Genomic DNA, 14,542 nt, shown 5'->3' on the forward strand with positions numbered 1-14,542 from the left:
AGTCCTTGGTTCCTGCCAAACACAAAACGGTCATTTTACCGCAAAGACGAGCCGCTGAATCAGGGAACTTCATGAAATACCAACCCCTTTTCCTGAAACTCCAGACGTTTTTTCATCGCCGCAGTCAGGTAGACTTCGCCGCGCTCATCGATCAACATGGCGCTCTCCGCTCCCATGGCTTTCGCCGCCGCGCGCCAGCCCTTCACGCCGGCGATAAAAGCCGGCTTGGAGGCCACATCGGACAGCGTGCCGGCATTGTTCCCCCGGGGAATCAGCACGGTCACCGCCTGCACGCCCTGCGCCGGGTAACCGGTGCGTGGGTCGATGATGTGACAGTAGCGCTTGCCGTCGAGCTCGAAGTAACGCTGGTAATCTCCCGAAGTGCCAATCGCTTCGCCGTCGTGAAGCTCCAGTGAGGCAATGGCCGCCGCCTTGCGCGGATGCTGCACGCCGACGCGCCAGGGTTGGCCGCCGCGGCTACCCACCGCGATGATATTGCCGCCGATGTTGATCAGCGCACCTTTCACCCCTTGGGCACGCAGGTACTCCGCCGCCAGATCAAGCGCATAGCCCTTGGCATAGCCGCCAAGATCGAGTTGGACGGCCGGGTTCTTGCTGTAAAACTGTATCCCCTCGAACACGATATCGGCCATGCGCGGATTGGCCCGGACCAGTGCCCCGATTTCCCCGGGGTCGGGCAGTTGCGGCGTGAACTCGTCACCCTGGAACCCCCAGAGTTTAATCAGCTTGCCGATGGCGGGATTGAACAAGCCGCCTGACATTTCCGAAAGGCGCGCGGCATCCTGGATGATCGGAACCAAGCCGGGCACAACCGCCGCTTTCGACGGGCTTTGCGCGAACACCGCATTCATCCGCGACAGCGAGCCTGGCTCCCAGGCATGCAGGGTGCGATGCAGATAATCGAAGTCCGCCAGCACCTTGCCCGCCAGCTCCCTGGCGCGCGCCTCTTCCTCGCCGGAAATCGTCACCTCCACCATCGTGCCGAAGACGAAGCTCTGCTCGTGGTAGACAGGGGTTTCCTTGGCACAGCCGGTCAAAATCGCGGCCACGGCAAAAAACATTCCTAACCGCAGAGGCGCAGAGGCGCGGAGAAAACCCTTGGTTAAAATCCCTCTGCGCCTCTGCGCCTCTGCGGTAAAAGAATTCAAGCGCATTTTCTCTCCAGCGCATCCACGAACATTCCCGCCACGTCGAAGCCGGTCTGGCTGGCGATCTCCTGCATCCCGGTCGGGCTGGTGACGTTGATCTCGGTGAGCCAATCGCCGATTACGTCGAGGCCGACCAGGAACAGCCCGGCTTCCTTGAGCTTCGGCCCCAGTACGGCAGCAATTTCCTGGTCCCGGTCAGAAAGCGGCTGCGCCACACCCTTGCCGCCGACAGCAAGGTTGCCACGGGTTTCGCCTGCTTTCGGGATGCGTGCCAGCGCGTAGGGCACCGGCTCGCCGTCGATCAGCAGGATGCGCTTGTCGCCCTGGGAAATCTCCGGGATGTAACGCTGCGCCATCACGGTTCTGGCTCCCAGCTGCGTCATGGTTTCGATGATCACGTTCAGATTGGGATCATTGCGCTGGATGCGGAACACCGAGCTGCCGCCCATCGCATCCAGCGGCTTGAGGATGATGTCGCCGTGTTTTTCGATGAACTCGCGAATCAGCACCTCCTGCCTGGTGACCAGCGTGGGCGGCATGAATTCGGGGAATTTTGCGGTGGAAAGCTTTTCGTTGAAGTCGCGAATCGCCGCCGGGCGGTTGAAAATCCGTGCGCCTTGCTCCTCCGCCAGCTCCAGCAAATAGGTGCTGTAGATGTATTCCATGTCGAAGGGCGGATCCTTGCGCATCAGCGTGACATCGAAGTCGGAGAGCGCGCGCCAGGCCGGCGCTTCCAGCGTGTACCAGCGCAGCGCGTCATCCACCAGATCAAGCTTGCGTACGAAGCCGGTCACCGCGCCATCGCGCAGCACCATCTCGTGCTGCTCCATGACGTAGATTTCATGGCCGCGGGCATGCGCCGCGCGCATCACGGCATAGGTCGAATCCTTGTAGGTTTTGATCGACTCCAGCGGGTCGAGGATGATCGCCAGTTTCATGGCGCAAGCCGCTCCAGCTCGATCGCCGCCGCCAGCAATGCCAGCCGGGCCACCACGCCATAGGCGTAGAAACGGTTGGGTTCGGCATCGGGTCCGGCGGCATTGTCCGGCAGGGTGCAGGCAGTCTGGAAAGCCAGCGGCTCGAAGCGCATGCCCGGCGCATTCAGGTTCTCATCCTTGCCGCGGCTGGTATGAACGCGGTAGAAACCGCCGATGACAAAGTGATCCATCATGTACACCACCGGTTCGGCCACCGCGTCGGCAAGACTTTCAAAGGTGTATACGCCTTCCTGAATGATGACATCGGTAACCGCCACCCCCTCCTTGCCCACTGCCATCTTGTTGCGCTGCTTGCGGTTCAGATCCCGCACTTCGGAGGCATCTTTCACCGTCATGATGCCCATGCCGTAAGTGCCGGCATCCGCTTTGACGATGACAAAAGGCTCCTCGTTCACGCCGTATTCGCAGTATTTTTCACGGATGTTCTGCAACATCTCATCCACATGAGCGGCCAGACATTCTTCGCCGCGGCGCTCCTGGAAATTGATCTCGCCGCAGGTGGCAAAAAAGGGATTGATCAGCCAAGGGTCGATATTCACCAGCTTGGCGAATTCCTCGGCGACCTGGTTATAAGCACTGAAATGACTGGATTTACGCCGCGTGTACCATCCCGCGCCCAGGGGCGGGATCACCGGTTGATCGAGGTCTTTCAGAATATCGGGAACTCCCGCCGAAAGGTCGTTGTTGAGCAGAATCGCGCAGGGATCGAAGCCCTCCAGCTTCAAACGGTCGCCCTCGCGCTTCAACGGTTCCAGCGTCAGGGTCGAGCCATCCGGCAAATCGAGCGTGGTGGGAGCGGTGATTTCCGGCAGCAGGCTGCCGATGCGCACCTGCAAACCGGCATGCCGCAGAATGGAAGCGAGTGCCACCACGTTCTGCAGGTAAAAGGTATTACGGGTGTGATTTTCCGGGATCAGCAGGAATCGCTGCGCAACGGGACAAACCTTCTCCACGGCCGACATCGCCGCCTGCACGCAGAGCGGCATGAAGTCGCGGTTCAGGTTGTTAAACCCGCCGGGGAACAGGTTGGTATCCACCGGGGCGAGTTTAAAGCCACTGTTGCGCAAGTCCACCGAGGCGTAGAACGGCGCGGCGCGATCCTGCCATTGGGTGCGGAACCAATGCTCGATGCGCGGCTGCGCGTCCAGAATATGCTGCTCCAAAGCGAGCAGGGGGCCGGTAAGCGCTGTAGTTAAATGGGGAACCATGGCTGTCCATGAAAAGTTCGGGGGTGATGATGATTGTAGCGGATAAGGCCGGACTCGTCAGGACTCCCGCAGGAGAACCGGCTCCGCCACGATAAAGGGCTGCTTATTTTGCGCGCTATTTGGTATAATGCTTGGTTTTTACAGCACAATTCAGGGCAGCTCCATATTGATTTCCACCTTCAACATCACCATGCAATTCGGGGCAAAACCCCTGTTTGAAAACGTTTCGGTCAAATTCGGCGACGGCAACCGCTATGGCCTGATCGGCGCCAACGGCTGCGGCAAGTCGACCTTCATGAAAATTCTCGGCGGCGATCTCGAGCCGTCCTCGGGCAACGTTTCGATCGACGCCGGCGAGCGCCTCGGCAAGCTGAGTCAGGATCAGTTCGCCTACGAGGACAACGTGGTGCTCGACGTGGTGATGATGGGCAACACCGAACTGTGGAAGGTGAAGCTGGAAAAGGACACGATCTACGCCAATCCGGAGGCCACCGAGGACGACTACATGCGCGCCGCCGAACTGGAAATCCAGTTCGGCGAGCTCGACGGCTACACCGCCGAATCGCGCGCCGGCGAACTGCTGATCGGCGTGGGCATTGCGGTCGAGATGCACACCGGCCCGATGAAGGAAGTCGCCCCCGGCTTCAAGCTGCGCGTGCTGCTGGCGCAAGCGCTGTTTTCCGATCCCGACATCCTGTTGCTGGACGAGCCCACCAACAACCTCGACATCAACACCATCCGCTGGCTGGAGGACATGATCAACGCGCGCTCCAGCACCATGGTCATCATCTCCCACGACCGGCACTTCCTCAACAGCGTGTGCACCCACATGGCCGACCTGGATTTCGGCGAGATCCGCATTTATCCCGGCAACTACGACGAGTACATGATCGCCTCGACGCAGGCACGCCAGCGGCTGCTTTCCGACAACGCCAAGAAGAAGGAAATGGTGGTCGAATTGCAGGCCTTCGTCGCCCGCTTTTCCGCCAATGCCTCCAAAGCGCGCCAGGCGACCAGCCGTGCCCGGCAGGTCGACAAGCTCAAGTCGGGCATGGTCGAGGTCAAGCCCTCCAGCCGGCAGAACCCCTACATCCGCTTCGAAACCGACGACCGGGAAAAACTCCACCGCCAGGCGGTGGAACTGCTGGACGTCGCCAAAGGCTACGACAAGGTGCTGTTCCATGGTCTCAACCTGCTTCTGGACGCCGGCCAGCGCCTCGCCATCATCGGCCCCAACGGCGCCGGCAAATCCACCCTGCTGAAAACCCTGGTGGGCGAGATCGAGCCCGACCAAGGCAACGTCAAGTGGCCGGACAAGGCCAAGATCGGCTACTTTGCCCAGGATCATCACGCCGACTTCGAGGACGACATGACCCTGTTCGAATGGATGGAGCGCTGGGGCCGCAAAAGCGACGACGACCAGATCATCCGCGCCACCCTCGGCCGGCTGCTGTTTACCGGCGACGACTCTAAGAAATCGGTCAAGGTGCTGTCCGGCGGCGAAAAGGGCCGCATGCTCTACGGAAAGCTGATCCTGGAGCGACCCAACGTGCTGGTGATGGACGAGCCGACCAACCACATGGACATGGAATCGATCGAATCCCTCAACCTCGCGCTGGAACAGTTCAAGGGCACGCTGATCTTCGTCAGCCACGACCGCCAGCTGATCTCGTCACTCGCCACCCAGGTTCTGGAACTCGACGGCAAGGGCGGCTTCAAGCATTTCTCCGGCAATTACGAAGAATACCTGCTCAGCCAGGGCATCGAGGCGTAAAGCCAGCCAGCCGGAAAACCCGGGGGTCCCCTGGTTTTCCCAATGTTTACTCGGCCAGCAGCGGCTTCACCAGGCCTTCCAGCCGCGCATAATGGACCTGTCCACTGATTTTGTGGCGCACCCGTCCGCGCTTGTCGATGATGAACGAAGTCGGCAACCGGTTCACGCCGCCGAAGGCAACGGCATGCCGGACTTCCGCCATCGCCACCGGAAAATGGTAACCTTCTTTCGCCATGAACTGGCGCACCGGTTCCGGCGCGTCATCCTGGCTCAGGGCCAGGATTTCGAAGCCCTGCGCCCGGTAATCGCGATAAAAACGCGCCATGTCGGGCATTTCATGGCGACAATAGGGGCACCAGGTGGCCCAGAAGTTGACCAGCACCACCTTGCCGCGCAGCTGTTCCAGGCTGATTTTCCTGCCGTCCAGCAACGCCGCCTCCACCTCCGGGGCCGCCCGGTTTTCGTCCGACACCCACGCCGGCGGACGAAACCAGACATAGACAATCAGCCCGAGCAGCACCAGCGTCAGCCAGTCCGGCCGGTATTTCCTGACCCGCATCCACATGTTGCCTGCTTTCACCCTCGCCCCCAATGCGTTATAGTTGCCCCGGATTTTAACATTGGAACCTGACATGCTCTGGGTCAAAGCATTTCACATCATCGCCGTGGTGACCTGGTTTGCCGCGCTGTTCTACCTGCCGAGACTGTTCGTCTATCACGCCATGAGCGAAGACGCCGTCAGCATCGAACGTTTCAAGGTGATGGAGCGCAAGCTCTACCGCGGCATCATGACGCCCAGCGCGATTGTCGCGGTTACGCTCGGTCTGTGGCTGTGGCTCGGCTTCGGTTTTTCCGGCGGCTGGCTGCACGCCAAGCTGGCGCTGGTGACGGTGCTGCTCGGCTATCACTGGTATTGCGGCAAACTGCTCCGGGATTTCCGTGATGACCGCAACCGCCACGGCCATGTCTTCTATCGCTGGTTCAACGAATTTCCGGTACTGATTTTGGTCGCCATAGTGATCCTGGTCGTCGTCAAACCGTTCTGATTCCATTCCGGTAGACCGCCTCGATCCGCTCGCGATACTTGTCGTACACCACGTTGCGCTTGACCTTGAGGGTTGGCGTCAACAGGCCCTCCGCCAGCGTCCATGGTTCCTGCAAGGCGATCACCCGGCGCACCCGCACCCAGCGGGAAAACGATTTGAGCCGGGCATTGGCGTGTTTCATCAAAGTTCTCTCATCGCTTTCCTGGGTCACGGCCAGCAACACGAGATAGGCGCGTCCTTCACCTACCAGCATCACCTGCTCGAACAGGGGGTCGTCGAGAATCGCCATTTCCGCATCCTGGGAGGACACTTTCTCGCCGTTGGACAGCACTAGAATATCCTTGGTGCGGCCCTTGATGATGATCTTGCCCGCCTGGATTTCCACCAGATCGCCGGTATTCAGCCAGCCATCCGCATCCAGCACTTCCGCAGTGGCCTCCGGATTATGCCAGTAGCCCAGCATCACGGAGGGCCCGCGCACCAGCAGCTCACCGGCCTCGTTGACCCTGACAGCCACGCCCGGCAAGGGTGCACCAACGGTAACCGGATCGTTGTCATGCTCGCGGTTGCCGGCCACCACCGGCGACGCTTCAGTCAGGCCATAACCCTGGAGCATGTTTAGCCCCAGGCCAATGAATGATCGCGCCACGCGCACCTCCAGCTGCGCGCCGCCCACCACCGTCAGGCGCAGGCGCCCGCCGAGCCGGTTCAGCACCGGCCCGGCAACCAGGGGTTGCAGCAACCGGAACAGCGCCTGCTCCACCTTGCTGGCGCGGCGCTCGAATTTGCGCCAGCCCAGCGCCAGCGTGAGTGAAAACAGCGCACGTTTGAGCGGGGAGGCGGCCAATGCCTGCTCGATCCGAGCGAGAAAGCGCTGGAACACCCGCGGCACGGCAACCATCACCGTCGGCTTGAGGAAAGCCAGATCCTCGGCCAGCTGATTGATGGAGCGGGCATAAGCAACCGGCACCCCGGCCTTGAGCGGCACGTAATAGCCGCAGGTGCGCTCGAACATGTGGGAAAGCGGCAACACCGAAATCAACAGATCGCCCGGATGCAGGCTGACCACTTCCAGCACCGCCGCCACGTTGCTGAGAATGTTGCGATGGGACAGCATCACGCCCTTGGGACGCCCGGTGGTGCCTGAAGTGTAAACGAGGGTGGCGAGCGTGTTTTCGTCCAGCTCGAGCGCCTCGAACGAGCCGCCGTTTTCGGGCAACCAGCGGCAGGCAGAAATGGCGGGGGCGGGCGCGTCTCCGTGCAGACAGATGATGGCGGGAAGGGAGGGCATCGCCCGGGTCAGGGCGTCGAGCAGACGGGTATTTTCCAGCACCAGCAAGCGCGCACCGGAATCGTTCAGGCACCAGGCCAGGTTTTCCGGGTTGTCGTCCGCATACAGCGGCACCACCACCAGGCCCAGACCCAGCGCAGCCTGATCGATCGCCACCCAGTCGACGCCATTCTTCAGGCACAGCGCCACGCGGTCGCCCGGTTCATAACCTGCGGTACGGAAGGCATGCTGCCAGCGGGCCGCCAGGGCTAATACAGCATCAGCGCAAAAGTCACGCCATGCGTCGTCGATGTACTGGCGGTAGAGGATTTTTTCCGGGGTGGCCCGATGCTGCTCGAGCAAGCTTGCGAGATTGGCCATGGGTTCCGCCAAAAAACAATTGAACCGCAGAGGACGCGGAGGGCGCTAAGGAATTCAAATGCTTAGAATATAGACCATTCACCCGATGGGTAACTTGCCACGAGTCGGCTAAACGATATCCAGATGCTCCAGGCCATCCATCAGATTGGCATCCTTGGCGCCCTTGCCATGGAGCTTGACCTTGAGGCGCAGGTCGTTGACCGAATCGGCGTTCCGGAGCGCATCCTCGTAGCTGATCAGATCGGCCTCGTAGAGCTTGAACAACGCCTGATCGAAAGTGATCATGCCGAGTTCGTTGGACTTGGCCATGATCTCCTTGATCTCGTGGACCTCGCCCTTGAAGATCAGGTCCGAGATCAACGGAGAATTGAGCAGGATCTCGATGGCCGCAGCGCGCCCCTTGCCGCCCACCTTGGGGATGAGACGCTGCGAGATCAGCGCCTTGAGATTCAGGGACAGATCCATCAAGAGCTGCTGGCGTCGCTCCTCCGGGAAGAAGTTGATAATCCGGTCGAGCGCCTGGTTGGCGCTGTTGGCATGCAACGTGCCCATCGCCAGGTGCCCGGTTTCGGCAAAAGCAATCGCATGTTCCATCACTTCACGATCGCGAATTTCGCCGATCAGGATCACGTCCGGCGCCTGGCGCAGCGTGTTCTTCAGCGCCGCTTCCCAGGACTCGGTATCGACGCCCACTTCGCGCTGGGTCAAGATGCAATTGATATGCGGGTGCACGTATTCGACCGGGTCCTCGATGGTGATGATGTGGCCGTAGCTGTTCTGGTTGCGGTAACCGATCATCGCCGCCAAGGAGGTGGATTTTCCCGAGCCGGTGCCGCCAACAAAAATCACCAGGCCGCGCTTGGTCATGGCGACATCCTTGAGGACTTGCGGCAACCCCAGATCATCAAAAGTGGGAATGGTTGTCGTAATGGTGCGCAGCACCATGCCGATCCGCCCTTGCTGGATGAAGGTGTTGACGCGGAAGCGCCCGATGTCCGGCGGGCTGATGGCGAAGTTACACTCCTTGCTCGCCTCGAATTCGGATGCCTGCTTGTCGTTCATGATGGCGCGGGCGAGTTCCTTGGTATGCTGAGGCGTCAGTTTCTGGCTGGAAACCGGCGTCATCTTGCCATCCACCTTGATGGCGGGGGGAAAGTCGGTGGTGATGAACAGGTCCGAGGCCTTCTTCGACAACATCAACCGCAACAGGTCGTGCATGAATTTGACTGCTTGATCGCGTTCCATAATGCGTTTCCTTAACCTGGAAAAGTGTCTTTGTTTGCGGCTTTGGTGCGGGCCTCAGCACTGGACACGACGTTGCGCTTGACCAGTTCAGTCAGATTCTGGTCCAGCGTCTGCATGCCGATATTCCCGCCGGTCTGAATCGCCGAATACATCTGGGCGATCTTGGCCTCGCGAATCAGGTTGCGAATCGCGGGGGTGCCGATCATGATCTCGTGCGCCGCCACCCGCCCGGTGCCGTCCTTGGTCTTGAGCAGGGTCTGGGAAATCACCGCGCGCAGGGATTCCGACAGCATCGAGCGCACCATATCCTTTTCCGCCGCCGGGAACACGTCCACGATCCGATCGATGGTCTTGGCGGCGGAGCTGGTGTGCAGGGTGCCGAACACCAGGTGGCCGGTTTCCGCCGCAGTCAACGCCAGGCGGATGGTTTCCAGGTCGCGCAGCTCGCCTACCAGGATCACGTCCGGATCTTCGCGCAAGGCTGAGCGCAGCGCGTTGTTGAAAGACAGGGTATGCGGCCCGACCTCGCGCTGGTTGATCAGGCACTTCTTGCTCTCGTGGACGAATTCGATCGGGTCTTCCACCGTCAGGATATGGCCGTACTCTTTTTCGTTGATGTGATTGACCATCGCCGCCAGGGTGGTGGACTTCCCCGAGCCGGTCGGTCCGGTCACCAGCACGATGCCGCGCGGCTGGTCGGAGATTTCCTTGAAGATCTCCGGGCATTTCAGTTCTTCCAGTGACAGCACCTTGGAAGGAATGGTACGGAACACAGCAGCGGCGCCACGGTTCTGGACGTAGGCATTGACGCGGAAGCGCGCCAGGTTGGGAATCTCGAAGGAGAAATCAACCTCCAGATTTTCCTCGTAGAACTTGCGCTGACCGTCGTTCATGATGTCGTACACCATGCCATGGACATCTTTGTGCTCCAGCACCGGCACGTTGATGCGGCGCACGTCGCCATGCACCCGAATCATCGGCGGCAGGCCGGCCGACAGATGCAGGTCGGATGCCTTGTTTTTTACCGAAAAGGCAAGCAAATCCGAGATTTCCATTATAATTTCCCTTATGCACAAACGCGTCCCCCCCATTATGACAACTATCGCAAACGCATTGCAAGCCGCGCGGCAGCGCATCGCGCTGGCTGCCACCGCAGCCGGCCGGCCGGTTGCGGGCATCCAGCTGCTGGCAGTCAGCAAAACCTTTCCTGCCGCCGCGGTACGCCAGGCCTATACGGCCGGACAGCGCGCCTTCGGCGAAAGCTACGTGCAGGAGGCGATGGAGAAAGTCGAAGCGCTCAACGACTTGCCGCTGAAATGGCACTTCATCGGCCCGATCCAGAGCAACAAAACACGTCCGATCGCCGAACATTTTGCCTGGGTGCATAGCCTGGACCGGGCCAGGATCGCCGACCGGCTGTCTGCAGGTCGGCCCTCAAACCTGCCCGACCTGCAGGTGTGCCTGCAGGTCAACGTCAGCGGCGAAGCCAGCAAAAGCGGTGTGACGGCGGAGGATTTGCCGGCCCTGGCATGCTACGTGCGGACCCTGCCGCGCATGAAACTGCGGGGGCTGATGGCGATCCCCGAACCGACCGACGACCCGGCGAAACAGCGCCTGGCCTTCGTCCGCCTGCGCCAGCTGCTGGAGCAGCTCAACGCCGAAGGCTTTCAGCTCGACACCCTGTCGATGGGCATGTCAGACGATCTTGAGGCAGCGATAGCCGAGGGCGCGACGATAGTACGGGTCGGTTCGGCGATTTTCGGGGAACGGCATAACATCCACCACAGCGAAACAGAGGCACAGGGATGACTTCAATACCCGGGGTTTCTCTGTGTCTCTGTGGTTAATTGATTCGGGAAAAACACCATGAACATCACCTTCATCGGCGGCGGCAACATGGCCGGCGCGCTCATCAGCGGCCTGCTGCAAAAGGGCTTCGACCCGAAAGCCATCAATGTGGTGGAAATTTCCGCCGAAGGCCGTGCCCATCTGAGTGAAAAATTTGGTGTCGCCACCCAAGAGGAAATCGGCGCGGCCGCCATTTCCGGCGACATCGTCGTGCTGGCCGTGAAGCCGCAGCAGCTGTTCGGCGTCGCCGCGCAGCTGCATGGTCTGCTCGACGGCAAGCTGGTCATCTCCATAGCCGCCGGGGTGCGCAGCGCCGATCTTTCCCGCTGGCTGGGCGGCCATACCATGATCGTGCGCGCCATGCCGAATACACCGGCGATGGTGCTGGCGGGGGTCACCGGCCTCTGCGCCTTGCCCGAAGTGCCCGAAAACCAGCGCAGCCAGGCCGAAACCATACTCGGCGCGGTGGGCATGACGCTCTGGCTGGAACGGGAAGAGCAGATGGACGCCATCACCGCCATTTCCGGCAGCGGCCCGGCCTATGTCTTCCTGTTCATCGAGGCATTGCAGGAAGCCGCCGTGGGGTTGGGCTTGACCCCTGACCAGGCGCGCGCCCTCAGCCTGGAAACCTTCCTCGGCGCCACAAAACTTGCCCTCCAGAGCAGCGAGGATGCCGCCACCCTGCGCGCACGCGTCACCTCCAAGGGCGGCACGACCGAAAGCGCCATTCTTGTGATGGAGTCCGCCGGGATCAAGCGGGTCATCACCCAAGCCGCACAGGCCGCCTGCCTGCGCTCGCGCGAGTTGGGGGACGAACTGGGCAAAATCGGCGCCGGGGGATCTTGATCATGCTGAACCAAGCCCTGCAATTCCTGCTCGAAACCCTGCTCGGCCTGTTCGTGTTGGCCGTGCTGCTGCGCTTCTATCTGCAATGGGTGCGTGCCCCATTCCGCAACCCGGCCTCGCAGTTCATCGCGGCACTCACCGATTTTGCAGTGAAGCCGCTGCGCCGGGTCATTCCCGGTCTGTTCGGTCTGGATCTGGCCTCGCTGGTGCTGGCCTGGCTGGTGGAATACGTCATGCTGCTCGCCGTATCCTGGCTGGGCGGTTTGTTCCTGCTACAGGCCGGACCTTCCGTCTTTCTTGCCATCGCCTTCCTGGCCGTGATCAAGCTGCTGAAAATCAGCATCTACATCCTGCTCGGCGCGGTCTTCATCCAGGCGATCCTGTCCTGGACCAACCCGCACACCCCCTTGGCGCCAGTGCTAAGCCGGCTCACCGACCCGTTCCTCCTGCCGCTGCGCAGGGTGGTCCCGCCTTTGGCCAATGTCGATCTCTCTCCACTAGTGCTGTTCATCATCTGCGAGCTGGTGCTGATGGTGCCTTTGGCTTGGCTGGAAAGCCTCGCCATGCAGCTTGCCTGACATGGCTGACTGGTATCAGCTCAGGGAAGACCGTCTCACCCTCACCGTGCACGTACAGCCCGGAGCCAAGCGTACCGAAGTGATCGGGCTGCACGGCGATGCCCTGAAAATCCGGGTCGCGGCCGCCGCCGTGGAAGGGCAGGCCAACACCAGGCTACTGGATTTTCTGCGCAAGGCATTCAAGGTTCCGGCCAGCCGGATTAGCCTGAAGCACGGCGAACATGCACGCCGCAAAGTGGTGGAAATCCAGGGTTCGCCCGTTGCACCGGAGACATTGCTGCCCGAAACGGACACAGCATGACGGACGCCCTGCCGCAGTGCGGCGAACTGACCACGGTGCCGGAAGACTGCCTGGCCTTGCCGGATACGGCCGAGTTGCTCAACCCGCAGTTGTTGCTGCGCGCCCATGAACTGCTGGATATCCTGAAAACCACGCCGTCGGACTCCGCCGCTTTCGCGCAAATCAGCCTGATTACTGAAACCGGCCGCACAGCCGTGCAGCGCCGGTACGCCGAACTGCATCACGAACAAGACACATTGGCCAGCCTGATCGGCAAAAACCGCGAGGTCGCGGATCGGCTGGAGCAAAGTCTGCAGGCAGACCAGTACCAGAGCCAGGAGGCATGGAAAAGTTTCAACATCGCGCGCAAACTCATTGCGAGGCAGGGCGGCATACTCCTCAACCACCTCGACAGCGAACACGTCAAGCAACTGGTGGCGAAAAATCTGAAGGAAATCCTGAGAAGCCCCACCACAAGTGCGCTTACCCAGGCAATGCAATCCCTGATCAGCGAAGCATCCACCTTGCTTGAAGGTTTCGAGCGCCAGAATCGCCAAATCATGAGCGTGGTCGAAGCCGTATACGCCCGACTCAATCAACTGCCTGGCTTTGCGCTTGCCCCACCCCAGCTTTCCGGCCTGGAAAATTACCGCCAGGACTTGGAGCGGTTCGGCGAAAAAACCGCGGAATTCTGCCGCCGCCCGATCAACCTGATGACAGACAAAGCCAGCCTGGCAAAGAAATTCGGCATGGAAGTAGTGGGGCCTTTATGCAATCTGTTCACGCAACTGAAAGCAGAAACCGACTGGTGGCTGAGGGAGTTGCCCGTCCCTGTACAGGAGCAGATCCAGACGCAAAAAATCGCGCTGGAGAGACGCGAGGAAGACATCAACATGATCCGCGGCCAGATCGCAATCCTGGAAGCACGGGAGGGGGAAACGGTAGCCGCGCTCGCCAGGCTGCAACAGCAGGAAGCGGCGATAACGCGGATATTGGCGCTCACGCAAACACCTTAGGGGAGATTAGCCCTCCGGGAGAGCGTTGGCGAGAGGGGTGGAAGTTAAAGAGAATCACCCCTCTAAGCACACCACCCGCTTCCCCCTCTGCACCGCCTCGGTTTTTCGGGCGAATCGGGGGCAATCGGCTGCGTTTGTCTGAGGCCAAAGGCCGAGTTTAACGCGGCCGCCCGATTTGCCCGGAAAATCGAGGGTAGCCCGAAGGGCCGGTGCGGCGGGGGTCGCGGTAGGAATGCCGGTTACCCGACACCCCCCGCACAGATCCGTACTTGCGGAATTGCCGCATACGGCTCCTGCCTCGGGTCATGACGCGAAACGCGGTGACGGATATGGATGCACCCGTCGAGGATATGGCAAGTATTTCATTGCCAATCGGCCAAACCGCGCCCATGTCATCTTGTCCTTCTGGCTGCGTCGGCGCAACTGTCCGAGCCACGCGCGGCATACTTCATACCGGAATCCGGCCAGCCTTCTCAGGTTGCCCGGTACGGCGTGGTAGTTGAAGTAGCCGCGCATGACCTTTGCCAGCCATGCGCCAACCTGACCTATCGGTTCGTGTCGCTTCTGTTTCAGCTTTTCCCGGATTGCCGCGAGCGTCGCTCGCAGCCGTTTATTGATCGTCAGTCGCAGTATTTTGAAGCCCCCTTGTCGGGTCTTCGCGCAGCAGTGCGTGAAGCCGAGAAAGTCGAAGGTTTCCGGCCTTCCCAGCCCTCGTTTCTTGCGCTGCTGTTCTGCGTGGCGACCAAATTCTATCAGCCGCGTTTTCTGCGGGTGTAGCGCCAGCCCGAATTTGGCGAGGCGTTCTTTCATTGCTTCCAGAAATACCTTCGCTTCTTCTTCGTGCTGAAATCCGATTACGCTGTCGTCCGCGTAGCGAACCATG

General features: G+C 60.6%; 15 protein-coding genes. 7 read left to right on the plus strand and 8 right to left on the minus strand.

The window, feature by feature from the left end; translation table 11 throughout:
• Positions 1 to 59 precede the first annotated feature (59 nt).
• From VMV64_RS05870 to gshA, 3 genes are all read right to left on the minus strand, one after another.
• Entirely contained in the window at positions 60 to 1,082 is a 1,023-nt protein-coding gene (locus VMV64_RS05870) for an FAD:protein FMN transferase (protein WP_414718843.1), read from the minus strand.
• Between the two features lie 83 nt (positions 1,083 to 1,165).
• Positions 1,166 to 2,107 (minus strand): glutathione synthase, encoded by a 942-nt coding sequence (gshB, locus tag VMV64_RS05875; RefSeq protein ID WP_325329024.1) that lies wholly within the window; start codon positions 2,105 to 2,107, stop codon positions 1,166 to 1,168.
• A complete protein-coding gene (gene gshA / locus VMV64_RS05880) occupies positions 2,104 to 3,375 on the minus strand; it encodes a glutamate--cysteine ligase (RefSeq protein ID WP_325329025.1) in 1,272 nt (423 codons plus the stop codon). Before gshA ends, gshB begins: the two co-directional genes overlap by 4 nt.
• A gap of 166 nt (positions 3,376 to 3,541) precedes the next feature.
• Here gshA and VMV64_RS05885 point away from each other — a divergent pair, with 166 nt between their 5' ends.
• The gene (locus VMV64_RS05885; RefSeq protein WP_325329026.1) at positions 3,542 to 5,149 is read left to right on the plus strand and encodes an ABC-F family ATPase; all 1,608 of its coding nucleotides are present in this window, start codon (positions 3,542 to 3,544) and stop codon (positions 5,147 to 5,149) included.
• Positions 5,150 to 5,195: 46 nt separating this feature from the next.
• On the opposite strand, the gene VMV64_RS05890 is transcribed toward VMV64_RS05885, so the two are convergent.
• On the minus strand, positions 5,196 to 5,729 hold the full coding sequence (locus VMV64_RS05890; RefSeq protein ID WP_325329027.1) for a TlpA disulfide reductase family protein: 534 nt from the start codon (positions 5,727 to 5,729) through the stop codon (positions 5,196 to 5,198).
• Between the two features lie 52 nt (positions 5,730 to 5,781).
• Here VMV64_RS05890 and hemJ point away from each other — a divergent pair, with 52 nt between their 5' ends.
• Positions 5,782 to 6,195, plus strand: a complete 414-nt coding sequence (hemJ, locus tag VMV64_RS05895) for a protoporphyrinogen oxidase HemJ (protein ID WP_325329028.1) — start codon at positions 5,782 to 5,784, stop codon at positions 6,193 to 6,195.
• Here hemJ and VMV64_RS05900 read toward each other — a convergent pair.
• From VMV64_RS05900 to VMV64_RS05910, 3 genes are all read right to left on the minus strand, one after another.
• Complete coding sequence (locus tag VMV64_RS05900; RefSeq protein WP_325329029.1) at positions 6,182 to 7,846, minus strand: long-chain fatty acid--CoA ligase; 1,665 nt, start codon at positions 7,844 to 7,846, stop codon at positions 6,182 to 6,184. The two genes, hemJ and VMV64_RS05900, sit on opposite strands and share 14 nt — an antisense overlap.
• A gap of 108 nt (positions 7,847 to 7,954) precedes the next feature.
• Positions 7,955 to 9,091, minus strand: coding sequence for a PilT/PilU family type 4a pilus ATPase (locus tag VMV64_RS05905; RefSeq protein WP_325329030.1), 1,137 nt, complete (start codon positions 9,089 to 9,091; stop codon positions 7,955 to 7,957).
• Between the two features lie 11 nt (positions 9,092 to 9,102).
• Complete coding sequence (locus VMV64_RS05910; protein ID WP_325329031.1) at positions 9,103 to 10,146, minus strand: type IV pilus twitching motility protein PilT; 1,044 nt, start codon at positions 10,144 to 10,146, stop codon at positions 9,103 to 9,105.
• Positions 10,147 to 10,183: 37 nt separating this feature from the next.
• Here VMV64_RS05910 and VMV64_RS05915 point away from each other — a divergent pair, with 37 nt between their 5' ends.
• From VMV64_RS05915 to VMV64_RS05935, 5 genes are read left to right on the plus strand one after another with little or no spacing between them, the layout of a single operon-like run.
• A complete protein-coding gene (locus VMV64_RS05915; protein WP_325329032.1) occupies positions 10,184 to 10,900 on the plus strand; it encodes a YggS family pyridoxal phosphate-dependent enzyme in 717 nt (238 codons plus the stop codon).
• Positions 10,901 to 10,957: 57 nt separating this feature from the next.
• The gene (gene proC, locus VMV64_RS05920; protein WP_325329033.1) at positions 10,958 to 11,785 is read left to right on the plus strand and encodes a pyrroline-5-carboxylate reductase; all 828 of its coding nucleotides are present in this window, start codon (positions 10,958 to 10,960) and stop codon (positions 11,783 to 11,785) included.
• 2 nt (positions 11,786 to 11,787) lie between these two features.
• On the plus strand, positions 11,788 to 12,363 hold the full coding sequence (locus VMV64_RS05925) for a YggT family protein (RefSeq protein WP_325329034.1): 576 nt from the start codon (positions 11,788 to 11,790) through the stop codon (positions 12,361 to 12,363).
• A gap of 1 nt (position 12,364) precedes the next feature.
• The gene (locus VMV64_RS05930) at positions 12,365 to 12,664 is read left to right on the plus strand and encodes a DUF167 domain-containing protein (protein WP_325329035.1); all 300 of its coding nucleotides are present in this window, start codon (positions 12,365 to 12,367) and stop codon (positions 12,662 to 12,664) included.
• A complete protein-coding gene (locus tag VMV64_RS05935) occupies positions 12,661 to 13,659 on the plus strand; it encodes a hypothetical protein (protein ID WP_325329036.1) in 999 nt (332 codons plus the stop codon). The genes VMV64_RS05930 and VMV64_RS05935 overlap by 4 nt, the downstream gene beginning before the upstream one ends.
• A gap of 303 nt (positions 13,660 to 13,962) precedes the next feature.
• On the opposite strand, the gene VMV64_RS05940 is transcribed toward VMV64_RS05935, so the two are convergent.
• Positions 13,963 to 14,542: reverse transcriptase domain-containing protein (locus tag VMV64_RS05940; protein WP_325329037.1), on the minus strand; the 580-nt coding region annotated here is incomplete at its 5' end.

The sequence above is a fragment of the Sulfuricella sp. genome (assembly GCF_035531155.1).
Lineage (GTDB): Bacteria > Pseudomonadota > Gammaproteobacteria > Burkholderiales > Sulfuricellaceae > Sulfuricella.